Raw genomic sequence first — 21,522 nt, forward strand, 5'->3', positions numbered from 1 at the left:
GTAGGTTGGGGTGAGCGCAGCGATGCCCAACAGGCAACGCGATGTCGTTTCCGGCCGCGCCCCGCGGCTCGAGGTAGGTTGGGGTGAGCGCAGCGATGCCCAACAGGCAACAGGCGGTCCACCGGACCGCGCGCTCAGCGCAGGATCAGTGGCTCGGGTTCGAGCGTCACGCCGAAGCGCGCGTGTACGCTGGCCCGGATGTCGGCGGCAAGGTCAAGCAGGTCGGTGGCGGAGGCCTCGCCATGGTTAACCAGTACCAGTGCCTGCCTGTCATGTACGCCGGCCTCGCCGCGGCGCACGCCTTTCCAGCCGCAATGATCGATCAGCCACGCAGCGGCGAATTTCACTGCTCCGTCGGCCGCCGGATGATGCGGCGCGTCGGGGTGGGCGGCGAGCAGCGTTGCAGCGGCATCGGCCGGCAGTACGGGGTTGCGGAAGAAGCTGCCGGCGTTGCCGAGCACGGCGGGGTCGGGCAGCTTGGCGCGGCGCACGGCGCACACCGCGTCGAACACGTGCTGCGGCGTCACCTGCGTGACGCCGCGCGATGAAAGTTCGCGCTGCAGGTCGGCGTAGTCGCAGCGCACTTCGGGCCGTGTGCCCAGCCGGAAGGCGACGCGCGTGATGACGGCGCGGCCCGCCAACTCGCGCTTGAACACGCTGTCTCGATAGCCGGCCCGGCATTCATCGGCGCCCAGCCGCAGCCATCGGCGGTCGGTCATGTCCCAGGCGTCGACGTGGTCAAGGTAGTCGATCAGTTCGACGCCGTAGGCCCCGATGTTCTGCACGGGTGCGGCGCCGACAGTGCCCGGAATCAGTGCGAGGTTCTCGAGTCCGTGCCAGCCTTGCGCCAGCGCGTGAGCGACCCAGTCGTGCCAGTTTTCGCCCGCTGCGACTGATACGAGCACGTCGTTGCCTGTGCGACCCAGCACGTCGATGCCGCGCGTGCGCATGTGCAGCACCGTGCCGTCGACATCCCGTCCGAACACAATGTTGCTGCCTCCGCCGAGCACCAGCACCGGGCCGCCGACGTCAAGCGCCGCGTCGGTCAGCACCGGCAGATCGGCTGCATCGTCGACCGGCTGCAGCCGGGCAGCGCGAGCCGGCAGGTGCAGGGTATTGAGGTTACGCAGGTCGGCGTCGGTCTGGAGGGGCTGGATCATGGGGCGCCGGGCGAAAAGGGCAGCGCGAGTATAGCCAAGCCCGTAGCCAAGCCCGTAGCCAAGCCCCGCCGCATGGACTCACGGACCTCCTTGGCGGTCAATCGAATAAAAGATATCATATATAAGACTTGAACCTCCCGCTTGCGCGACGCTATTGCAGTGCGCCATGCGGGTTTGCGAATGGCCGCAGCGCACGGTATCGCCGTGTGGCGGCCGGTTCGCATCGGTACAGGCCGCGGATTTTCTGTCCGTGTCTTCGTGCGACGCACCATCGAGCCGGTGTGTCGTTCTATGATGCGAAATACCCGTCCACCGGAGGAACCACCGTGCTTGAAGCTTATCGTGCCCATGTTGCTGAACGCGCCGCGCTCGGCATCCCGCCGCTGCCGCTGACTGCGAAGCAGACTGCCGAACTGATCGAACTGCTGAAGGCGCCGCCCGCAGGCGAGGAAGCCACGCTGGTCGAACTGATCACCCACCGCGTGCCGGCCGGCGTGGACGACGCCGCCAAGGTGAAGGCGAGCTACCTGGCCGCCGTGGCGCACGGCATCGAAAAGTGCGCGCTCATTTCGCGTGCCAAGGCGACCGAACTGCTGGGCACGATGCTCGGCGGCTACAACATCAGCCCGATGATCGAATTGCTGGACGACGCCGAAGTGGGCGCCGTGGCTGCCGAAGGCCTGAAGAAGACGTTGCTGATGTTCGACCAGTTCCACGATGTGAAGGACAAGGCCGATGCCGGCAACGCCAACGCGGTTGCCGTCATGAAGAGCTGGGCCGACGCCGAATGGTTCACCAGCCGCCCTGAAGTACCGAAGTCGATCACGCTGACCATCCTGAAGGTGACCGGCGAAACCAACACCGACGACCTGTCGCCGGCACCGGACGCATGGAGCCGCCCGGACATTCCGCTGCACGCGCTCGCCATGCTGAAGAATGCCCGCCCCGGCATCACGCCGGAAGAAGATGGCAAGCGCGGCCCGGTCAAGTTCATCGAATCACTGCGCGCCCGCGGCAACCTCGTGGCCTACGTCGGCGACGTGGTGGGCACCGGCTCCAGCCGCAAGTCGGCCACCAACTCGGTGCTGTGGTTCACCGGCGAAGACATTCCCTTCGTGCCGAACAAGCGTTTCGGCGGCGTGTGCCTGGGCAGCAAGATCGCACCGATCTTCTACAACACGATGGAAGACGCCGGCGCGCTGCCGATCGAACTCGACGTGAGCCAGATGGACATGGGCGACGTGATCGAACTGCGTCCTTATGAAGGCAAGGCACTGAAGGACGGCCAGGTGATTGCCGAATTCACCGTCAAGTCCGACGTGCTGTTCGATGAAGTACGCGCCGGCGGCCGCATTCCGCTGATCGTCGGGCGCGGCCTGACGGCCAAGGCACGCGAGGCGCTGGGTCTTGCTCCGTCGACACTGTTCCGCCTGCCGCAGGTGCCGGCCGATACCGGCAAGGGCTATTCGCTGGCGCAGAAGATGGTCGGCCGCGCCTGTGGCCTGCCCGAAGGGAAAGGCATGCGCCCGGGTACCTACTGCGAACCGAAGATGACCACGGTCGGCAGCCAGGACACCACCGGCCCGATGACGCGCGACGAACTGAAGGATCTGGCCTGCCTCGGCTTCTCGGCCGACCTGGTGATGCAGTCCTTCTGCCACACCGCCGCCTACCCGAAACCGGTCGACGTGAAGATGCATCGCGAACTGCCGGCCTTCATCAGCACGCGCGGCGGTGTAGCGCTGCGTCCGGGTGACGGCGTCATCCACTCGTGGCTGAACCGCCTGCTGCTGCCGGACACCGTCGGCACCGGCGGCGACTCGCACACCCGCTTCCCGATCGGCATTTCCTTCCCGGCCGGTTCCGGTCTGGTTGCCTTTGCCGCCGCCACCGGCGTCATGCCGCTCGACATGCCGGAATCGGTGCTGGTGCGCTTCAAGGGCACGATGCAGCCCGGCATCACATTGCGCGATCTGGTGCATGCGATTCCGCTGTACGCGATCAAGGCCGGCCTGCTGACGGTCGAGAAGAAGGGCAAGAAGAACATCTTCTCCGGCCGCATCCTGGAAATTGAAGGCCTGCCGGACCTGAAGGTGGAACAGGCATTCGAGCTGTCGGACGCGTCCGCCGAACGTTCGGCCGCCGGCTGCGCGGTCAAGCTCAACAAGGAGCCGATGATCGAGTACATGAATTCGAATATCGTGCTGATGAAGAACATGATTGCCAACGGCTATCAGGACGCCCGCACGCTGGCCCGCCGCATCAAGGCGATGGAAGCCTGGCTGGCCGACCCGAAACTGCTGGAAGGTGACGCCGACGCCGAGTACGCCGCCGTGATCGAAATCGATCTGGCCGACATCAAGGAACCCATCGTCTGCTGCCCGAACGACCCGGACGACGCGAAGTTCCTGTCCGAAGTGCAGGGTCAGGCCATCGACGAAGTGTTCATCGGCTCGTGCATGACCAATATCGGGCACTTCCGTGCGGCATCCAAGCTGCTCGAAGGCAAGCGCGACATCCCGGTCAAGCTGTGGATCGCTCCGCCGACCAAGATGGACGCCGCCGAACTGACCAAGGAAGGGCATTACGGTGTGTTCGGCGCCGCAGGTGCACGCACCGAAATGCCCGGCTGCTCGCTGTGCATGGGCAATCAGGCACAGGTGCGCGAAGGCGCGACCGTCATGTCGACCTCGACCCGCAATTTCCCGAACCGTCTCGGCAAGAACACCAATGTGTATCTGGGCTCCGCCGAACTGGCCGCGATCTGCTCGAAGCTCGGCCGCATCCCGACCGTCGCCGAGTACCACGCCGACATGGGTGCCATCAACAAGGACGGCGACAAGGTGTACCGCTACATGAACTTCGACCAGATCGAGGAATACGCGGAAACCGCGAAGGAAGTGGCTGCCTGATCCTGCGCCCGGCGCAGTGACTGACCGAAGGCCCGCCGGACATCCGGCGGGCCTTTTTCATGGTGCATACGTGCGTGCGGACACGAAGCGGCGCATGCCCGGTCGGCGCGACGCTCATGTTGCACTGCGACGGAGCCGCTAACGGGTGATCGCATTCCTTACGGCTTCGACCGGGCCTGCCATGTCTCCCGATTTCCTGCACCTCGACGTGCTGCTGGTGGAACCTTCATCGACGCAGATGAGAATCATCCGTGAACGTGCCGGCGGCCTGGGCATCGTGCAGATCCGCGAAGCCGACGGGCTGCAGTCGGCGCTCGTCGCGATGCAGCACAAATTGCCCGATGTGGTGATCAGCGCGCTCTATCTGCCCGATGGTGACGGCACGGACCTGGTGCAGACGATGCGCGCGACCGAGGCGCTGCAGCACGTGGCATTCGTGCTTGTGTCGAGCGAAACACGGCCGCAGGCGCTCGATCCGGTGCGCCAGTCCGGTGTCTGCGGCATCCTGCCAAAGCCGTTCTCCGACGCCCAGTTGCGGCGCGTACTCGAAGCGACGGTTGATTTCCTTGCCGAGGGCGAAACAGACGATGCCGACATCGATTTCGAGTCGCTGCGCGTGCTGCTGGTCGACGACAGCGGGAACGCGCGTCGCTTCATGCGCAGGGTGCTCGAGAACATCGGCCTGCGCGACTTCGTCGAGGCGGCGAACGGGCGCGAGGCAGTCGCCCATCTCGACCAGACGATGTTCGACCTGATCGTCACCGACTACAACATGCCGGAAATGGATGGCCGCGCGCTGGTCGAGTACGTGCGCCAGCAAAGCTGGCAGGCGTCCGTGCCTATCCTGATGGTCACCAGCGAATCGGACATGAGCCGGCTCGCTGCCGTCGAGCAAGCAGGCGTGTCGGGCATCTGCGACAAGCCGTTCGAAGCGTCGTCGATTCGCGCACTGCTGCGGCGCGCTCTGCTGCAGCCAGCCTGACGGCACCGTCCTACCGGAGAATTCGATGGAAACCTTGATGTCGGTGTTCCAGGTCAGCCTGGGCGTAGCCCTGGTGATCGGGCTGGTGCTGTTGCTGCTGTATCGCTACATCCAGGACAGCACGCAGACCCAGCACACCATCCTGCGCAACTACCCTGTCGTGGGTCACCTGCGCTACTTCTTCGAACAGCTTGGCGAATACTTCCGGCAGTACTTCTTTCTCGGCGACCGGGAAGAGATGCCGTTCAATCGCGCCACCCGCGGCTGGGTGTACCGGCTGGCGAAGAACGAGGGCGGCATCATCGGCTTCGGCTCGACCTATTCGCTGCACGAGCCCGGCGCGCTGATCTTCGTCAATGCGCCGTTTCCGGTGCTCGACGAGGACCGCGAGAACACGCCGCCGCTGATCCTGGGTAACGGGTTCTGCGACAAGCCCTTCACCGCGCGCTCCATCGTGAACGTCAGCGGCATGAGTTTCGGTGCGATTTCCGCACCTGCCGTGCAGGCACTGTCGCGCGGCGCAGCCCAGGCAGGGTGCTGGATGAGTACCGGCGAGGGCGGGCTGTCGCCGTATCACCTGGAAGGCAATTGCGACGTCATCCTGCAGATCGGCACCGCCAAGTACGGCGTGCGCGATTCGCAGGGCCTGCTGTCGGAGGCGCGGCTGCGCGAGCTGGCGGCGATCGAATCGGTGCGCGCGTTCGAGATCAAGCTGTCGCAGGGTGCGAAACCGGGCAAGGGCGGCGTATTGCCGGCGGCCAAGGTGACCGCGGAGATCGCGCGCATACGCGGCATTCCGCAGGGTGTCGATTCGATCAGCCCGAACCGTCATCCGGAAGTGTCGAACGTCGAACAACTGCTCGACCGCATCGCGCTGATCCGTGATGTCACCGGCAAGCCGGTCGGCATCAAGACTGCGCTCGGCGGTTGGCACTTCATGAACGATCTGTGCGAGGCGATCCTGCGCCGCGGCATCGCTGCCGCGCCGGATTTCATCGCGATCGACGGCGGCGAGGGCGGTTCAGGGGCGGCGCCGCAGGCGCTGGCCGATCACGTCGCGCTGTCGATCGACGAAGCACTGCCACGTGCGGTCGATTCACTGATCGAAGCGGGTCTGCGCGAGCGGGTGAAGGTGATTGCCGCCGGCAAGCTGGTGACCTCGGCCCGCGCCGCATGGGCGCTGTCGGCCGGGGCGGACTTCGTCAACACGGCGCGCGGCTTCATGTTTTCGCTTGGTTGCATCCAGGCCCTGCGCTGCCATTCGAACAGTTGTCCAACCGGCATCACGACGCACAACCCCAAGCTGCACCGCGGGCTCGACGTCGCGGACAAGGCGGCCCGGGTGGCCAACTACTGCCTCAACATGAATCAGGAGATCGACATGATTGCCCACTCGTGCGGGCTGCGCCATGCGCGGGAATTCCGTCGCGAGCACACGCGCATCGTGCAGCCGAACGGCCAGAGCACGGCGCTGAACATGCTGTATCCCTACCCTGTGGCGCGTACCGCCTGAACACGCGGTGGGCGCATCAGCCCGCCGCGCGCCTTCGACTTACTTCTTCAGCGTGCTGCCTGCGCGTTCAAGACCGCCTTCGTAGATGCCGCTGATCACCTTCTTCGCTTCTTCGTCGCTGGCGCCGCTGGCGTCGAAGGTCGATGACCACTTCACCCGCGTCTTGCCTTCGCCGGCCGGGCTCAGCGCCAGCGTCGCCACATAGTTCTTCACCGGCAGCGGGCTGCTCAGGATGGTGTAGGTGTAGGTGTGCTTGACGCCGCTGTAGGCGGTCAGTTTTTCCTCGATCTTCCCGCCGTTGCCGAGCGTCAGCGTGCGCGTGGCGCCGGCCTTGATGCCGGCGCCCTTCATCGTGCTGGAGGCCACCGCCGGGTGCCACACATCGAGCCCGTTGAAATCACCCACCAGTTTCCAGACGGTGTCGGGCGAACCATCGACCGTGGCTTCGCGTTCCACTGACAACTTGCCGGCAGCCACGCTGACGGAGGCGATCAGCATCAGGCTGCTGCCGGCGACGAATGTGCGAAAAGCGTTCATCAGTTGTTCCTTTTTGAAGTTCGGATCGGAGCGCCGCAGGGCGCTGCCGCGGATTATCGGCTGCATCCGCGGTATCACGCCGAACTATTCCGGTCAGGCGGTGAGCCTGCGTCGCTGCAGCGCGTCGGCCGTCGTTGCAGCGAGTTCGCGCAGCATCCGTTCGGTGGTCGCCCAGTCCACGCAGGCGTCTGTGACAGAGCAGCCGTAGCGCAGTCGCGAAAGATCGGCCGGAATCGGCTGGTTGCCCGCTTCAAGATGGCTTTCGATCATGACGCCGACGATGGAGCGATTGCCATCGCGGATCTGTGCGGCGACGTCCGCCAGCACGAGCGGCTGCATTTCGGGCTTCTTGAACGAGTTCGCGTGCGAACAATCGACGACGATGTTGGGCGGCAGCTCCGCCCGGATCAGCGACTGTTCGGCCAGCTTGATGCTGACCGAGTCGTAGTTCGGCCGCCCGGCACCACCACGCAGCACCAGGTGACCGTGCGGATTGCCGCGCGTGCGGATGATGCTGGAGCGTCCGTAGCGGCTGATGCCGAGGAAGCTGTGCGGCCGCGACGCCGAAATGATGGCGTTGATCGCCGCATTCACATCGCCGTCGGTTGCGTTCTTGAAGCCGACCGGCGTGGACAGGCCGCTGGCCATTTCGCGGTGTGTCTGCGATTCGGAGGTGCGCGCGCCGATCGCCGTCCACGACACCAGATCGCCCAGGTACTGCGGCGAAATCGGATCGAGCGCTTCGGTAGCGGCCGGAAGGCCCAGTTCTGCGACGTCGAGCAGGAAGCGGCGAGCGCGGCGCATGCCCTCCTCGATGCGGAAGCTGTCGTCCATGAAGGGGTCGTTGATGTAGCCCTTCCAGCCGGTCGTGGTGCGCGGCTTTTCGAAATAGACGCGCATCACCAGCAGCAGGCTGCCGGCCAGATCTGCAGCCAGAACGTGCAGGCGCCGCGCATATTCCATGCAGGCGACCGGATCGTGCATCGAACACGGGCCCACCACCACCAGCAGCCGCGGATCGCTGCGTTCCAGCACGCCGCGCACGGCGGCGCGCCCCTCGTTGACGCTGTGTGCGGCGGCGGCGCTCAGCGGCAGGTCGTTCTTGATGTCGACCGGTGCCGCCATCACGCCGAAACTTTCGATGCGCCCGTCTTCCAGTGAGCTGTCGCTGTCCATGTCCGTTCTCCTCGGTAGCACCGGACAGTGAACGCCCGCGCGCGCCTCAAGTCAATCGGCCATGCCGCGGCGTCAGTTCAGTGCAGCGTCGCCGGCCGCGGTGCGGGTGCCGTTCCAGCGTACGCGGTAGATCGCGTTCGCATGATCGTCGGACACCAGAAGGCTGCCGTCGGGCAGTTCCAGCACATCGGCCGGGCGGCCGAACACGGCATCGTTGAGGCCGAGGAAACCTTCGATGAAAGGGGTGTAGCTCACCACCTTGTTGCCGTCGAGGCGCGCCATCATCACCCGGTAGCCATCCGGCTTGCTGCGGTTCCACGAGCCGTGCTCGGCGATGAACAAAGCGTTGCGGTATTCGTCCGGAAATTGCTGGCCGCTGTAGAAACGCATGCCGAGCGGTGCCACATGGGCACCCAGGTTCAGCGCGGGTGCCGTGTAGTCGCCGCACGACTTGCCCTGTCCGAACTCCGGATCGGACACGGTGCCGCCGTGGCAGTAGGGATAGCCGAAGTGCTGGCCTGCCTTCGCGACGCGGTTCAGTTCGCAAGGCGGCGTGTCGTCGCCCATCCAGTCGCGTCCATTGTCGGTGAACCACAGTTCGCCGCTTTTCGGGTGCCAGTCGAAGCCGACCGTATTGCGCACGCCGCGCGCAAACACCTCGAGCCCGCTGCCATCCGCATTCATGCGCATGATGTTTGAGTAGCCATCCTTGTCCCGGTCACAGATGTTGCACGGCGCGCCGACCGGCACGTACAGCTTGTCATCCGGGCCGAAAGCGATGAATTTCCAGCCGTGCGCCTTGTCCGACGGAAAACGGTCGCTGACCAGTACCGGTGCCGGCGGCGCGTCGAGCCGCTTGTCGATACCCGGCAGTTTGACGATGCGGTCGACCGCGGACACGTACAGGTCGCCCTTGCGCCAGGCCACGCCGACCGGCATGTTCAGGCCGCTGGCCACCTTGACTGCAGTGCCTGCTGCCATCGTCGTGCTGTCGTAAGGTATCGCGCTGACGTGACCCTTGCGCGACCCGACATAAAGCCGGCCCGCCTCGCCGAGCGTCATTGCACGCGGGTTGTCGACCTTGGCCCACAGCTCGATGCCGAAGCCGGGTGGCACGCTGAGATGCTGCGGAACTTGCTGCGCTTGAGTGACGACCGGGCTTAATGCAATGGCGCAGGCGGTCAGCAGGGTTCGTATCATCCGTTTCTCCTGAAACTCAATCGGGTCAGTTCAACCGGATCGACCGGTTCGGTCGTCAGGCGTTCCAAACCAGGACGCTGCCGACAACGGAGGCAGAAAGGCAAATCATGAATCTGGTGAGCTGGAACATCCAGTGGGCGCGCGGTTGCGACGGTCGGGTCAGCACCGCACGCATCGCACGCGCGCTGAACGATTTCGGCGACGCCGACGTGATCTGCCTGCAGGAAGTCGCGCGCGGCTACGACGATCTGCCCGGTCTTCAGGGTGAAGACCAGGTCGCGCAGTTCACCGCGCTTTTCCCCGATCATGCGCCGATCTTCGCACCCGGTGCCGACAGTCTGCGCCGGGATGGCACGCGCCGGCAGTTCGGCAATCTCACGCTCAGTCGACTGCCGGTACTTGCCGCCTGGCGACATCTGCTGCCCTGGCCGGCGGACGGCGCGGTCCCGAGCATGCAGCGCGCGTGCGTGGAAGTCGTGCTGGACGGCCCGGCCGGCGGATTGCGGGTGCTCAACACCCACCTCGAGTACTACTCACGCTTGCAGCGCATGGGGCAGATCGAGGCGTTGCGCGCGCTCAATGCAGAGGCGCAGGCCCATGCGGTCGCGCCGCCGGCGGCGAAGGCGTCGGGCGGTGCGTTCGCCGCCATCCTGCGGCCGGCCGCCGCGCTGCTGTGCGGCGACTTCAACTGCGAGCCGGGCAGCGAAGAATTCGTGCGTCTGGTTGCGCCCGGTGCGTCGCCAGAAGCGCGCTGGCACGATCTGTGGTCGCACTGTCATGGCGCGGTGGCGCATGCCGACACGGTCGGACTGCATGGCTGCGACTGGCCCGGGCGTCGCTTCTGCTGTGATTTTGCGTTGGCCACGTCGCCGCTGCTGCCGCGGGTGCAAGCGGTCGAGGTCGATCAATCCACCGCGGCGTCGGACCACCAGCCGGTCTGGATCACCCTCGCCGACTGATTCGCTGAGCCGCGCTCAGGCCAGATCGTCCGGTTCAAGCATCCGTTCGATCTGGTCGATGCGGTCGCGCAACATGAGTTTGCGTTTCTTGAGGCGGCGCAGCAGCAATTCGTCGCCGGCCGGGGCAGCGTGGAGATCGGCGATCGCCTGATCGAGGTCGCGGTGCTCGATGCGCAGCAGCTCAAGCGATGCGCGCAGTTCGTCATCTTCCATGTGCGGGACCGAATCGTGACAACCGGCGCGCGGCCTGCGCCGTTAAGGGATGGTGGATGTTAGGAGCGTGTTGCAACCGGTGCAAGCTCCCTTCAGCGCCGGGCCATGCGGCCGTTAAATCACTTGAAAGACGGCAGGATTGCCCCACCTGCAATACAGGTGCTTGCAGTGCCGTATCGAACAGCCGGACAACCGTCAGGCTGCAAGCTGGTGAGCCGCACAAGCCAAGGAGATACATCATGCACATCATGTTCAACAATCCGCTGGTTTACGTGGTCGAGTATGCGGGGCTGGAAGCGGTCGAAGTCATCGACAAGCGGGTCGGGCGCGGCGCGCTGATCCGTGACGACGCAGCGAAGCGCTTCCGCGAGGAACTGAAGGCGCTGGTCGACCACGAGGTCGATCATGAAGTCGGCGCGGAAGCGTTCGACGCTTTCATGGTGCCGTGGGAGGCATTGCTGACCCAACCGGCGATCTATCACTGATTCGGTAAGATGCGTGCTCGTCCAACGAGCACGCAATCACTGACATCCGGATGAACAAGGCCTTCACGAAGGAAACCGACACCGAGGAAGAAGACCCCGAAGTCGTCACCGCGCTGCCGCCTGGCAGCAAGAACTACATGACGCTCGCCGGCTACGGCCGACTGCGGGCCGAGCTTGACCAACTGGTGCGCGACGAGCGCCCGCGCATCGTGGAAACAGTCGCCTGGGCCGCCTCGAATGGCGACCGCTCGGAAAACGGCGACTATATATATGGCAAGAAGCGCTTGCGCGAAATCGATCGGCGCATCCGTTTCCTGATCAAGCGCCTCGAATCCGCCACCGTTGTCGATCCGCAGGACCAGCAGAGTGCCGACCAGGTGTTCTTTGGCGCCACCGTGCGCTACGAGGACGAAGATGGCAGCGAACAGATGGTGCAGATCGTCGGTGTCGACGAAGCCAATGCGTCGGAAGGACGCATTTCATGGATATCGCCGCTCGCCCGCGCCTTGCTCAAGGCGCGTGAAGGCGACACGGTCCGCGTGCAAAGCCCGTCCGGGTTGCGCGAGATCGAAGTCACCGCGATTTCCTACCGCTAAGCTCCTCCACGAACGTTGCCGCACCGCTCACTTCACAACCGCCCCCCTTTTTCAAACACAGGAAATCATCATGCGTCGCTTAATGACTGCCGCACTGCTTGCCTTGATCACCGCACCGGCCATGGCCGAACTCACCGTCAAGGATGCCTGGGTCCGCGCCACCGTGCCGCAGCAGAAGGCCACCGGCGCCTTCATGCAGATCACCGCGCCGAAAGCCGCCCGACTGGTCGAAGCCAGTTCTCCGGTGGCCGGCGTGACCGAAATCCACGAGATGACGATGGACAAGGACATCATGCGCATGCGCGCCATCCCGGGTATCGACCTGCCGGCCGGCAAGGCGGTGGAGCTCAAGCCGGGCGGCTATCACGTCATGCTGATGGACCTGAAGGCCCCGATCACCGAAGGGCAGGACGTGCCCGTGACACTGGTCATCGAAGGTGCGGACAAGAAGCGCGAAACCATCGTGATCAAGGCGACCGCGCGCGCCCTTGGCGCCAGCGGTGCGATGGATCACAAGCACTGAGCGAGGCGTCGCAGATCGCGCGGCGCCCGAGCGAGGCCGGCTATAGTCCGGCTTTCCGAACCGGATCGCGCATCGCATGCCCGTCAGCCTGACCGACCCCGCCATCCTGATCGCGCTTCTGGCGGCCGCACTGCTCGGCGGTGTGCTGAGCGCCATCTGGCTGCGCAGCCGCAACGAGCTGGTGGCCGAACGTGCGCAGGCCGAGCGTGCGGCGCAGCTGCTGATGGCGCAGGAACGGCTGCGCGCCGCATCGCTCGACATCGATCGCCTGCGCGCCGAACTGAAAGTGAGCGGTGCCGACCGCGCCACGCTCGACCTTCAGCTGCAGCAGGAGAAGGCTGCGCGCGTGCGTGCCGAAACGCAGGCACAGCGGCTGCCGGCGCTCGAACAGACGCTGGCCGACTCCCGGCTCGCCCACGACAGGGCGCTGGCCGAAGGCGCGGCGCAACGCCAGGCGCTGGCCGAGGCCGTGGCCGGATTGCGCACCCAGCTCGACGCCGAACGCAGCCAGACGACCCAAAAGCTCGCGCTGCTCGACGCGGCGCGCGAGCAGATGGCTCTGCAGTTCCAGGAGGTGGCGAACCGCATCCTGGAAGAGAAGAGCCAGCGCTTCACCCAGCAGAACCACGACAATCTCGGGCTGCTGCTCAATCCGCTGAACGAGAAGATCAAGGCCTTCCAGGATCAGGTGGCACAGACCTACGACCGGGAATCGAAGGAGCGGCTGACGCTGAAGAACGAAATCGAGCGGCTCGCGCTGCTCAATACCCGGATCAGCGAAGACGCGGTCAGTCTCACCCAGGCGCTCAAGGGCAGCAACAAGTCGCAGGGCATCTGGGGCGAAATGGTGCTGGAAAAGGTGCTTGAATCGTCCGGCCTGCGTCGCGGACACGAATATGTCGCCGAAGAGAGCTATGCCGCCGACGACGGCAACCGGCGCCGACCGGACGTGGTCATCCAGCTGCCTGAAGGCCGCCACATGATCATCGACGCCAAGATGTCGCTGCTCGGCTACGAGCGCTATTGCAGTGCCGACAACGACGCCGCACGCGCCCTGGCGCAGCGCGAGCACGTGCAGTCGATCCGCGCCCACATCAAGGGGCTGTCGGACAAGAACTATCCGATGCTCGACGGACTGAAAGCGCCCGATTTCGTGCTGATGTTCGTGCCGGTTGAACCGGCGTTCATGCTGGCTGCCACCAGCGACAACACATTGTTCGAGGACGCGTTCTCGCGCAATGTGTTGCTGGTCAGTCCGAGCACGCTGCTGGCGGTACTGCGCATGGTGGCCAATGTCTGGCGGCAGGAAAGCCAGGGCCGCAACGCCCAGCAGATCGCCGAACAGGGAGCACGGTTGTACGACAAGTTCGTCGGCTTCGTCGAAGACCTCGAAGAGATCGGCAAGCGCATCGACCAGACGCAGAAGGCCTATCAGGATGCACACGGCAAGCTCGCGTCAGGGCGTGGAAACCTGGTGCGGCAGGTCGAGAACCTGCGCCGGCTGGGCGTAAAGCCGGCCCGGCAACTGCGCGCTGGCTTGTTGCCCGATGAGGTGGCTCTCGAAGAACCGCCGCCGGATCTGGAACATCCGGGCTGACGCGCGCGGGCGCCATCCATTATCTGGGCACGCGCGAAACCTGAAGCGCCATTCGCGGCCAAAGCAGCAGCGGCATGCCTTGAGTGGTTTGTTCGGACAGCGTCCGCAGACCTGCGCGGCCGAGGTCTGCAGCATGGCGGGCAGACCGCAGGACGCCCCTTCGGCGCGTTCGCCATGCGCGACAGATCAGGAGATCCCCGATGAAGTACCGGATGTTTGCCCTCATCGCCGCGACCGCTGTGCTCGCTGGTTGCGCCGCCGTCCCGCAGTATCGAACCGACGCCGGTACGCCGCCCGGCGTGGCCGAGGTCAGCCCGGGCAAGGCGGGCGTCTATGTGTTCCGTACCAGCTACAGCGCTCCGGCGCTGCCGATCGACGTGCTGCTCGATGGTGAGCCGATCGGCTCGACCGTGTCGCAAACCCATCTGTTCAAGGAAATCGAACCTGGCCGGCACACCCTGGGCTCACGGCTTCAATTCACGTCGAAGCTCGAGTTCGACGCCAAGCCGGGCCAGATCGTGTACGTGCGGCAGGACCTTTGGCTGGGCTACCTTCAGGTGCACACCCGGCTGCGCAAGGTGCACCCGGACGACGGCGCACGTGCGGTGCGCACCACGAAGCTCGCTGTCTCCCGCTGAGGGGTCGCACGGTGTCGGAAGTCGCTGCAGTCTTACAGCGGCTTGCCCGGACGGCATGGACAGGATCCGCGTCGGCGCGCCTCTGAGCTGTCTGTGCGGGCACCCTGGAGGATTGGGCCGATCGTTCTCCGTCGCGGGTCCTACAGGCTGTGGGCGCCCGACTACAGTGAACCTGTTCGCAAGCACTAGGCTGCAGTCATGGGCATCCATTTGATGCCTGCCACCCAGATGGAGGTCCACCATGACTTTAGCCCGTACAGCCCTTGCAATTGCGGTAGCCGCATTTTCCGTGTCGCTCAGCGCTCAGCCGACGTATCCGAGCAAGCACCAGAAGGAGGTGATGCCGGAGGCGCAGCAATCCGAAAGTCAGAAGAAGTACCAGCCGGAACAGGATCAGGCTCGCAAGTCGACGCAGTATCCGAGCGAGCACGCCAATGAAGTGGTGCGCGACCGCGACACCAAGCAGAAGGCGTCCGACCGTGCGGATGAACGCGAACGCCGCCCGGAAGGCCAGACCACCCCCGAGCCCCGCAACTGACGGTTGAGGGTTCGCGCGGGCCGCCCGCCGCCACCGGCGGTTGGGCGGCCCGTCGCCGTTTACCTTCATATCCACGCGGGTTCGGACTACGCCGATTGACGCCGGCGATGCACGTCGTGCAGCAAGTCTTGCCGCAATGCTGGGAACGCCGCCGCGCACGGATCGGCCGGACAGGTCTGTGCGGCGCAGTTCTGTGTCGGAGCAGGGCAGCAGCTCGATGAACTGATCGCCCGATGAACATCGACGGACCATCGACGCGGGCCGCATTCTTGCCACAACAGGCTTTCCCGTTCGACGGAGCAACGAGATGGCCAAGGTAGGCAACAAAAGCTCACGCAAAGTGGAACTCGTGATGCACGAGTTCAAAGAGGGCAAGCTCAAGAACGGCAGCACCGGCAAGCCGGTGAAGGACCCGAAGCAGGCGGTGGCGATCGGCTCGGCAGAAGCGCGCAAGGCAGACAGAAATCCCGCAAGCGCACCTGACCCGAGTGGTTCAGTCCCATCGGGCCCTGGAGGGTGATGACCCGCAGAGCTCTTTCGTCGCGGGCGCCGCTGTGCGTCTTTCCAGTCGCCTGCGCATCCTGGGCGTACGCGACGCCGCGCACCGAACCGGGTGCTCAGGGCCGCGCGCGCCGCTTCCATATCCAGCACACAACGCCCACCACCACCAGCAGGGTGCCCGCCTTGCGTGCCGCCGCCGCCGGCCGATGGCGCAGTTCCGCGCGGCCGCCCGTCTCGGCATAGATGCGCGGCAGATGGCTGCGCATCAGGTCGCCAGCCAGACCTTCCACCATGTCGACGCGGTCCGCCGCCAGCAGCATGTGCCAATGGCGCAGATCGTTCTCGCTGTGCTGAGAGGCCTGCCGCCGGATCGCGCCGCTCAGTCCCTTGGGCGGCAGGGTGCTGCCGAACAGCGGGGTGATGCCGGGGCGTTCGTTGGAGTGCTGGATTTCGACCAGCACCGCCTGCTGACTGGGGGGGTGCGGCTGGAAGTCGAGACGGGGCGGTTGGCGCTCCATCGGCACGGCCGGCCGGCGCGAGCGCGGCAGATCGATGCCCCAGCCGGGGATGTGCGCAAATCGTGCGCGGTCGAGCGGCCGGTGTTGGTCTGCCATCGGGTGTTCATCCAGGTCGTTGTTCATGACGTCTCCCTCGGGCTAGACCGTGACACCCGGCGGGATCAGCACCGTCTTGATGCAGCCGTCGAGCTTGTTGGCAAACAGGTAGCAGGCGTCGGACACTTCTTCCAGCGGAATGCGGTGCGTGATGATCCGGCGCGGTTCGATGCGGCCCGCCTGGATGTGTTCGATCAGACGCGGCAGCTGGCGCTTGACGCTGGCCTGGCAGAGCTATCGGCTCAAGCACCAACGCGAGGCCGGCATGGTGCAGATCGGCGCCGCCGCGCCCGGCAAAGGAATGGGTGACGCTCGTTGATCGCGCCCCTGCGTTCTGGCCTTCGGCCCTCACTGCGGGGCGCGATCCACGAGCATGCAAATGTAATGTGGGTGTATCAGTCTTAAATCGGCAAACAGGTGAAAAGCGTGTCAGTTTTTATCGGCATTGACAGGCCCGACACAGTGGCCCTGGCGATACTCCTGCTGACAGACCACCACGCATCGGACCGGGGGCAGACCTGAACTATGGGCACACGCCGCCAGGTCACAGCTTGAAAACGCGCTCCACGAGGCTGGCCCGAGTGGCCAGCCACCGACGCCGAAGGGCGGTTCAGCACGCCATCACTGGCAGTGCCCGCAACAGGATCCGCGCTCCGGCGCGGCAACTTCGCCGTGCCCCGTCGCAACCGACACGGGCGTGTAGCCAGCATCCCTAATCGCTTCCGCGATGTCGTCCGCGTCCGCCGACACCGGCTCGACGTGCACGCGTTTCGTGGCCAGGTCGATCCGAACCCCGGCGTCCTTGTCGGTCGCCTTCAGCGCGCGGGTGATGATGCTGACGCAGTGGCCGCAGGTCATGTCTTTGACTTCGAAAGCAATCATTTTCTACTCCATCGGGTTGTTGGTGAGTTGACTGTCCGCCCTCCCACTGTTGCAAGGTCAAGCAATCCGGGCAGAAATCCATGAGGCCTCCAGGCGCAACTGCCGGTGTTGACATTGCCATCGTCGGAACCTTGACGATGTGCAACTTCGAACAACGCTCCGAGGTATCCATGAACGCCAACGCACTGTCCGATATCACGCTGCAGGTCACGGGCATGACCTGTGCATCCTGTGCCATGCGCGTCGAAAAGTCGCTCAAGGCTGTCCCCGGTGTCAGGCGGGCCCGCATCAACCTGGTGACCGAACAGGCCTCGGTGAGCGCCGGGACTGCAGTGACTGCAGACACTCTGGCCGCCGCTGTGCGCAAGGCGGGCTACGACGTCGCGACGACCGACATCACGCTGCGGGTCGAAGGCATGACCTGCGCTTCTTGCGCAGGGCGTGTCGAGAAGGCTCTGCTCAGGGTGGCCGGCGTTTCCGCAGCCACCGTCAATCTGGCGACCGAGAAGGTGAGCATCCATGCGCTGTCTGCGGTGCCGGTCACGGCACTGAAGTCCGCCATCGAGAAGGCCGGCTATGTCGCGAAGGAGCTCCAGGATGTAAAGCCGCAGTCCGCGCCTCGTCTTCCTGCCTGGTGGCCCGTCGCCGTGGGCGGCGCGTTGACGCTGCCCCTGGTGATGCCGATGCTGCTGCAGCTCTTTGGCATCGACTGGATGCCGGACGGCTGGCTGCAACTGGCCCTGGCGACCCCGGTGCAATTCTGGCTCGGCTGGCGCTTCTACCGTGCCGGCTGGAAGGCCGTGCTGGCCAAGACCGGCAACATGGACCTGCTGGTGGCCCTGGGCACCTCGGCGGCTTACGGGCTGTCGGCCTACCTGCTGTTCGGGCATGCCGACCATGGCATGCCGCACCTGTACTTCGAGGCCTCCGCGGCGGTGATCACGCTGGTGCTGCTGGGCAAGTGGCTCGAGCAACGTGCGAAGCGGCAGACGGCCGACGCCATCCGGGCACTGAATGCGCTGCGCCCAGGCACCGCCCGCGTGCGTCGAGAGGGCGTTGAGGCGGATGTTCCGGTGGATCAGGTGCAGGTGGGTGACCTCGTGATCGTGCGTCCTGGCGACCGCGTAGCCGTCGATGGCGACATCGTGGAAGGCCGCAGCCATGTCGACGAATCGCTCATCACGGGCGAGAGCCTGCCGGTGGCCAAGGGGGGCGGCGACAAGGTGACCGGCGGCGCCATCAATGCCGAAGGTGCGCTGACAGTCCGCACGACCGCCATCGGCGCCGAGACGACGCTGGCCCGAATCATCCGCATGGTCGAGTCGGCGCAGGCCGCGAAGGCGCCCATCCAGCGCATCGTCGACCGCGTGAGTGCGGTGTTCGTGCCGGTGGTGCTGCTCATTGCGCTGGCAACTTTCGCTGGATGGTTCGGCTTAACGGGGGATTGGGAGCAGGCGCTCATCAACGCGGTGGCCGTGCTGGTCATCGCCTGCCCCTGTGCGCTCGGGCTGGCCACGCCGACCGCCATCATGGCCGGTACCGGTGTCGCGGCGCGCCACGGCATCCTGATCAGGGATGCCGAAGCGCTTGAGGTCGCGCACGCTGTCACCGTCGTCGCGTTCGACAAGACCGGCACGCTCACGGAAGGCAAGCCTTCGCTCGCTGCCGTGCGGGCGGCCGAGGGCTACACCCGGAACGAGGTGCTATGCCTGGCCGCCGCGCTGCAGAAGTCGAGCAGCCATCCATTGGCCGTGGCCGTGATGGACCTGGCGCGGCACGAGGGCCTGCCGGTGCCCGAGGCGCACACGGCCGAGGCGCTACCGGGGCGTGGGGTCCAGGGTGTCGTGGGTGGCCAGACGCTGACCCTGGGCAGCACGCGCCTGCTGCACGAACTGGGTCTTGTGGAAGGCGATTTGCACGCCGAAGCGCATCAGCTGGAGCGGCAGGGCAGGAGCGTGTCCTGGCTGGTCCGGTCCGATCCGGGCCAGCGTCGTCTGCTGGGCCTGCTGGCCTTCGGCGACACGGTGAAACCAACAGCGGCGGAGGCGGTGTCGCGGCTGCACCAACTTGGCATCCGGACCGTCATGCTGACGGGTGACAACCGTGGTGCGGCCGATGCGGTCGCGAAGGAAGTGGGCATCACCGACCTGCGTGCCGGGCTGCTGCCGGGCGACAAGGCCGCCATCGTCAAGGAACTGCGCGACGCTGGCGAGGTGGTCGCCTTCGTCGGCGACGGCTTGAACGACGGGCCGGCACTGGCAGCCGCTTCGGTGTCCTATGCGATGGCGGGCGGCGCCGACGTGGCCACCGAGACCGCCGGCATCACGCTGATGCGCGGTGATCCGCGCCTGGTGGCCGACTCGCTTGATGTATCCCGCCGCACGTACTCCAAAATCAAGCAGGGCCTTTTCTGGGCCTTCGGCTATAACGTGCTGGGTATTCCGCTGGCGGCGCTGGGTCTGCTGAACCCGATCATTGCCGGTGCCGCAATGGCCTTCAGCAGCGTCAGCGTGGTGCTGAACGCGTTGACGCTGCGCAGGTGGCAGGGTGTTGCCGACGGACGCGCGGTGAAGTCTGCAAACCGGCAGATCCGAAGCGGGGCCGTCAAGGGAGAGCAGCGATGAGCATGAACATCGGTGAAGCCGCAAAGGCCTCCGGGGTGTCGACAAAGATGATTCGCCACTACGAGAGCGTCGGACTTTTCCCGGAGACGGCGCGAACGGCGTCCGGCTACCGGCAGTACACCGCCAGAGAAGTCAGCACGCTACGCTTTGTTCGGCAGTCGCGCGACCTGGGCTTCTCAATCGAACAGATTCGCGCGTTGCTCGGCCTGTGGCAGGACCGCAAGCGGCCAAGCCGGACGGTGCGCGCGCTGGCGCAGGCGCATATCGCGGAACTCGAAGAAAAGTTGAAGGAACTGCACGCGATGAAGGCCACGCTGGAGCATCTCGTTCACTGCTGCCACGGAGACGATCGTCCTGACTGCCCCATCATCGAAACACTCGCTCACGAAGGAATCGCACCGGCCGCTGCGGAACATCGCGCGCGCGGAAGGACCGCCGGGCTCCAGCCGGGCCGGGCGCGACGAAGGGAGGGCTGACATAAACAGGTGATGAGTGCGGACGGGACGCGCCAGCGCGAGCAGGCCCAGCGCGCTTTGTGGTGCCATCTGCATCAGGCGTCGCGTTTCGCCAAGGGGCCTCATTTGACGAGTACACGAAAAAGGCCTTCTTTCGAAGGCCTTGATTTTCAACGCGGTTCTTTGGCTCCCCGACCTGGGCTCGAACCAGGGACCTACGGATTAACAGTCCGTTGTCGGACTGACCGGAAACCCGCGTCTGGCAAGGGATAGGGCATCGCGGTGTCTAATATTTCACCGCTGGAACGTGTCCGGAAAGGCGCATCTGGCCGTGGTTCAGGCGGCTCTATTAGACGGCGGCCTTGACCTGATTCGGCTGAACAACGCCGCGCCAGCGTTGCTTCACGTAGCGCTCGGTTGTTGTGATGGAATCGTGGCCGCACAGCACCTGAATCTTCTCGAGCTGGACGCCTGACTGCCACATGTCGGTTGCGCCTTTGCCCTTCAGGTCGTAGTACCCGAAGCTGGGCACCTTCGCGGCGGCCTGGCGGCGCTTGAGCATCGCGCACAGGCCGTCGTAGGTGTAGGGCTGGCCATCGCGACGATGCAGCAGCGTCATGCCGCGCAGCTTGCCGGCGCCGGCCTTCAGGCGATCGAGGATATCGTCGACTTCCTGTGTCACCTCAATGTCGACCACGGCGCCCGTCTTGGCCTGGTCGTTTCGTATCACGCGCACCTCGCGGCCGTCAGGCAGGCGGCGCTTCACGATGTCGCGCTCGGTCCAGGTGATGATGTCTTCCGGCCGCTGCAGCGTGCGATACACGAGGTGCGCCAGCGCCCACACCATCAGCGGAGCGCTGGCCAGCGCGCGCTGCATTTCGTCGTCCTCGACATAGCGATCGCGCTTCGTTTCCGTGTTGCGGCGAACACCGATGCAGGGGTTCGTCTTCACGCCGGCGTGGCCCTTACGGATCAGCCACGTGAACATCGACGACAAGCAGGCTTTCTCGCGGTTCGCCCGCACGGCGCGCTTCGACTCCAGATTGGTGTCCAGATAGTCGCCGACGTCGTTCGGCCCTACGCCGAGCGGGTACATGTCACCGAAGTAATCCTTCAGTTTTTTTGCATTGGCCGTGTAGTCCTCAAGCGTGCGCGGCGCCATGTCACCGACAGCCACTCTCTTCTTGCACCAAACAAGAAACTCGTCCAGCCAATAAGCCACCGTCCCGAATCCGTCGTCTTGGTGCTGCCGGATCCGCCGCGCGCGTTCCTTCACCTGTGCGACGTCTGTACCCAGGTGCTCCCATCGGCCGGACGGGTAGTCAGCTGTCGGGCGATGGAAAAAGTAGAACGCGCCGTGCTTCGCATAGACGCGGTCGGGAAGGTCCAGCGGGTTGTTCTTGCGGCGTCGGCCCAT

Annotated in this window: 22 protein-coding genes; 14 read left to right on the plus strand and 8 right to left on the minus strand. The window is 65.2% G+C overall.

The window, feature by feature from the left end; all coding sequences use genetic code 11:
• Positions 1-134: 134 nt before the first annotated feature.
• The gene (gene murB / locus Q8R75_RS13670) at positions 135-1,160 is read right to left on the minus strand and encodes a UDP-N-acetylmuramate dehydrogenase (RefSeq protein ID WP_305612906.1); all 1,026 of its coding nucleotides are present in this window, start codon (positions 1,158-1,160) and stop codon (positions 135-137) included.
• A gap of 326 nt (positions 1,161-1,486) precedes the next feature.
• Between murB and acnB the strand changes: the two genes are divergently transcribed.
• From acnB to Q8R75_RS13685, 3 genes are all read left to right on the plus strand, one after another.
• A complete protein-coding gene (gene acnB / locus Q8R75_RS13675) occupies positions 1,487-4,072 on the plus strand; it encodes a bifunctional aconitate hydratase 2/2-methylisocitrate dehydratase (protein ID WP_305626088.1) in 2,586 nt (861 codons plus the stop codon).
• Between the two features lie 181 nt (positions 4,073-4,253).
• Positions 4,254-5,054 (plus strand): response regulator, encoded by an 801-nt coding sequence (locus tag Q8R75_RS13680; RefSeq protein ID WP_305612909.1) that lies wholly within the window; start codon positions 4,254-4,256, stop codon positions 5,052-5,054.
• A 25-nt stretch (positions 5,055-5,079) separates the two neighbouring features.
• Positions 5,080-6,567, plus strand: a complete 1,488-nt coding sequence (locus Q8R75_RS13685; RefSeq protein ID WP_305626089.1) for an FMN-binding glutamate synthase family protein — start codon at positions 5,080-5,082, stop codon at positions 6,565-6,567.
• Between the two features lie 39 nt (positions 6,568-6,606).
• Here the strand turns inward: Q8R75_RS13685 and Q8R75_RS13690 are convergent, their stop codons facing one another.
• From Q8R75_RS13690 to Q8R75_RS13700, 3 genes are all read right to left on the minus strand, one after another.
• Positions 6,607-7,104, minus strand: coding sequence for an SRPBCC family protein (locus Q8R75_RS13690; RefSeq protein ID WP_305612912.1), 498 nt, complete (start codon positions 7,102-7,104; stop codon positions 6,607-6,609).
• Positions 7,105-7,197: 93 nt separating this feature from the next.
• Positions 7,198-8,280, minus strand: a complete 1,083-nt coding sequence (locus Q8R75_RS13695) for a 3-deoxy-7-phosphoheptulonate synthase (protein ID WP_305626090.1) — start codon at positions 8,278-8,280, stop codon at positions 7,198-7,200.
• Between the two features lie 72 nt (positions 8,281-8,352).
• Positions 8,353-9,480, minus strand: coding sequence for a PQQ-dependent sugar dehydrogenase (locus Q8R75_RS13700; protein WP_305611383.1), 1,128 nt, complete (start codon positions 9,478-9,480; stop codon positions 8,353-8,355).
• 107 nt (positions 9,481-9,587) lie between these two features.
• On the opposite strand from Q8R75_RS13700, the gene Q8R75_RS13705 reads away from it, so the two are divergent.
• Positions 9,588-10,439, plus strand: coding sequence for an endonuclease/exonuclease/phosphatase family protein (locus Q8R75_RS13705; protein ID WP_305611382.1), 852 nt, complete (start codon positions 9,588-9,590; stop codon positions 10,437-10,439).
• A gap of 15 nt (positions 10,440-10,454) precedes the next feature.
• Here the strand turns inward: Q8R75_RS13705 and Q8R75_RS13710 are convergent, their stop codons facing one another.
• Positions 10,455-10,652, minus strand: a complete 198-nt coding sequence (locus Q8R75_RS13710) for a DUF465 domain-containing protein (protein WP_305631375.1) — start codon at positions 10,650-10,652, stop codon at positions 10,455-10,457.
• 239 nt (positions 10,653-10,891) lie between these two features.
• Between Q8R75_RS13710 and Q8R75_RS13715 the strand changes: the two genes are divergently transcribed.
• The 7 genes from Q8R75_RS13715 to Q8R75_RS13745 all read left to right on the plus strand — a co-directional run bounded on the left by Q8R75_RS13715 (position 10,892) and on the right by Q8R75_RS13745 (position 15,549).
• Positions 10,892-11,137: a hypothetical protein gene (locus Q8R75_RS13715; RefSeq protein ID WP_069037890.1), complete on the plus strand. Its 246-nt coding sequence runs from the start codon at positions 10,892-10,894 to the stop codon at positions 11,135-11,137.
• Positions 11,138-11,187: 50 nt separating this feature from the next.
• Positions 11,188-11,733 (plus strand): transcription elongation factor GreB, encoded by a 546-nt coding sequence (greB, locus tag Q8R75_RS13720; RefSeq protein WP_305611380.1) that lies wholly within the window; start codon positions 11,188-11,190, stop codon positions 11,731-11,733.
• 70 nt (positions 11,734-11,803) lie between these two features.
• Positions 11,804-12,256: a copper chaperone PCu(A)C gene (locus tag Q8R75_RS13725; RefSeq protein ID WP_305611379.1), complete on the plus strand. Its 453-nt coding sequence runs from the start codon at positions 11,804-11,806 to the stop codon at positions 12,254-12,256.
• A 76-nt stretch (positions 12,257-12,332) separates the two neighbouring features.
• A complete protein-coding gene (gene rmuC / locus Q8R75_RS13730) occupies positions 12,333-13,853 on the plus strand; it encodes a DNA recombination protein RmuC (protein WP_305611377.1) in 1,521 nt (506 codons plus the stop codon).
• Between the two features lie 200 nt (positions 13,854-14,053).
• A complete protein-coding gene (locus Q8R75_RS13735) occupies positions 14,054-14,491 on the plus strand; it encodes a DUF2846 domain-containing protein (RefSeq protein ID WP_305611376.1) in 438 nt (145 codons plus the stop codon).
• Between the two features lie 241 nt (positions 14,492-14,732).
• Positions 14,733-15,029 (plus strand): hypothetical protein, encoded by a 297-nt coding sequence (locus tag Q8R75_RS13740; RefSeq protein ID WP_305611375.1) that lies wholly within the window; start codon positions 14,733-14,735, stop codon positions 15,027-15,029.
• 307 nt (positions 15,030-15,336) lie between these two features.
• Positions 15,337-15,549: a DUF6496 domain-containing protein gene (locus tag Q8R75_RS13745; RefSeq protein ID WP_305611374.1), complete on the plus strand. Its 213-nt coding sequence runs from the start codon at positions 15,337-15,339 to the stop codon at positions 15,547-15,549.
• A gap of 97 nt (positions 15,550-15,646) precedes the next feature.
• Here Q8R75_RS13745 and Q8R75_RS13750 read toward each other — a convergent pair whose 3' ends face one another.
• Positions 15,647-16,171, minus strand: coding sequence for a hypothetical protein (locus Q8R75_RS13750; protein ID WP_305611373.1), 525 nt, complete (start codon positions 16,169-16,171; stop codon positions 15,647-15,649).
• A 121-nt stretch (positions 16,172-16,292) separates the two neighbouring features.
• Here Q8R75_RS13750 and Q8R75_RS13755 point away from each other — a divergent pair, with 121 nt between their 5' ends.
• The gene (locus Q8R75_RS13755; RefSeq protein ID WP_305611371.1) at positions 16,293-16,463 is read left to right on the plus strand and encodes a hypothetical protein; all 171 of its coding nucleotides are present in this window, start codon (positions 16,293-16,295) and stop codon (positions 16,461-16,463) included.
• 302 nt (positions 16,464-16,765) lie between these two features.
• Here Q8R75_RS13755 and Q8R75_RS13760 read toward each other — a convergent pair whose 3' ends face one another.
• Positions 16,766-17,026, minus strand: coding sequence for a heavy-metal-associated domain-containing protein (locus Q8R75_RS13760; RefSeq protein ID WP_305611369.1), 261 nt, complete (start codon positions 17,024-17,026; stop codon positions 16,766-16,768).
• A gap of 170 nt (positions 17,027-17,196) precedes the next feature.
• On the opposite strand from Q8R75_RS13760, the gene Q8R75_RS13765 reads away from it, so the two are divergent.
• A complete protein-coding gene (locus tag Q8R75_RS13765) occupies positions 17,197-19,650 on the plus strand; it encodes a heavy metal translocating P-type ATPase (protein ID WP_305611367.1) in 2,454 nt (817 codons plus the stop codon).
• On the plus strand, positions 19,647-20,126 hold the full coding sequence (gene cueR, locus Q8R75_RS13770; RefSeq protein ID WP_336623625.1) for a Cu(I)-responsive transcriptional regulator: 480 nt from the start codon (positions 19,647-19,649) through the stop codon (positions 20,124-20,126). The genes Q8R75_RS13765 and cueR overlap by 4 nt, the downstream gene beginning before the upstream one ends.
• A 328-nt stretch (positions 20,127-20,454) precedes the next feature.
• Here the strand turns inward: cueR and Q8R75_RS13775 are convergent, their stop codons facing one another.
• The gene (locus Q8R75_RS13775) at positions 20,455-21,522 is read right to left on the minus strand and encodes a tyrosine-type recombinase/integrase (RefSeq protein ID WP_305663714.1); all 1,068 of its coding nucleotides are present in this window, start codon (positions 21,520-21,522) and stop codon (positions 20,455-20,457) included.

Origin of the sequence: Methyloversatilis sp. (assembly GCF_030696805.1) — a bacterium.
Classification (GTDB): Bacteria; Pseudomonadota; Gammaproteobacteria; order Burkholderiales; family Rhodocyclaceae; genus Methyloversatilis.

Coding starts and splice junctions, on each gene's coding strand:
- murB (WP_305612906.1), bottom strand. CDS start 1,160: ATGATCCAGCCCCTCCAGACCGACGCCGACCTGCGTAACCTCAATACC.
- Q8R75_RS13680 (WP_305612909.1), top strand. CDS start 4,254: ATGTCTCCCGATTTCCTGCACCTCGACGTGCTGCTGGTGGAACCTTCA.
- Q8R75_RS13685 (WP_305626089.1), top strand. CDS start 5,080: ATGGAAACCTTGATGTCGGTGTTCCAGGTCAGCCTGGGCGTAGCCCTG.
- Q8R75_RS13690 (WP_305612912.1), bottom strand. CDS start 7,104: ATGAACGCTTTTCGCACATTCGTCGCCGGCAGCAGCCTGATGCTGATC.
- Q8R75_RS13695 (WP_305626090.1), bottom strand. CDS start 8,280: ATGGACAGCGACAGCTCACTGGAAGACGGGCGCATCGAAAGTTTCGGC.
- Q8R75_RS13700 (WP_305611383.1), bottom strand. CDS start 9,480: ATGATACGAACCCTGCTGACCGCCTGCGCCATTGCATTAAGCCCGGTC.
- Q8R75_RS13705 (WP_305611382.1), top strand. CDS start 9,588: ATGAATCTGGTGAGCTGGAACATCCAGTGGGCGCGCGGTTGCGACGGT.
- Q8R75_RS13710 (WP_305631375.1), bottom strand. CDS start 10,652: ATGGAAGATGACGAACTGCGCGCATCGCTTGAGCTGCTGCGCATCGAG.
- Q8R75_RS13715 (WP_069037890.1), top strand. CDS start 10,892: ATGCACATCATGTTCAACAATCCGCTGGTTTACGTGGTCGAGTATGCG.
- greB (WP_305611380.1), top strand. CDS start 11,188: ATGAACAAGGCCTTCACGAAGGAAACCGACACCGAGGAAGAAGACCCC.
- Q8R75_RS13725 (WP_305611379.1), top strand. CDS start 11,804: ATGCGTCGCTTAATGACTGCCGCACTGCTTGCCTTGATCACCGCACCG.
- rmuC (WP_305611377.1), top strand. CDS start 12,333: ATGCCCGTCAGCCTGACCGACCCCGCCATCCTGATCGCGCTTCTGGCG.
- Q8R75_RS13735 (WP_305611376.1), top strand. CDS start 14,054: ATGAAGTACCGGATGTTTGCCCTCATCGCCGCGACCGCTGTGCTCGCT.
- Q8R75_RS13740 (WP_305611375.1), top strand. CDS start 14,733: ATGACTTTAGCCCGTACAGCCCTTGCAATTGCGGTAGCCGCATTTTCC.
- Q8R75_RS13745 (WP_305611374.1), top strand. CDS start 15,337: ATGGCCAAGGTAGGCAACAAAAGCTCACGCAAAGTGGAACTCGTGATG.
- Q8R75_RS13750 (WP_305611373.1), bottom strand. CDS start 16,171: ATGAACAACGACCTGGATGAACACCCGATGGCAGACCAACACCGGCCG.
- Q8R75_RS13760 (WP_305611369.1), bottom strand. CDS start 17,026: ATGATTGCTTTCGAAGTCAAAGACATGACCTGCGGCCACTGCGTCAGC.
- Q8R75_RS13765 (WP_305611367.1), top strand. CDS start 17,197: ATGAACGCCAACGCACTGTCCGATATCACGCTGCAGGTCACGGGCATG.
- cueR (WP_336623625.1), top strand. CDS start 19,647: ATGAGCATGAACATCGGTGAAGCCGCAAAGGCCTCCGGGGTGTCGACA.
- Q8R75_RS13775 (WP_305663714.1), bottom strand. CDS start 21,522: ATGGGCCGACGCCGCAAGAACAACCCGCTGGACCTTCCCGACCGCGTC.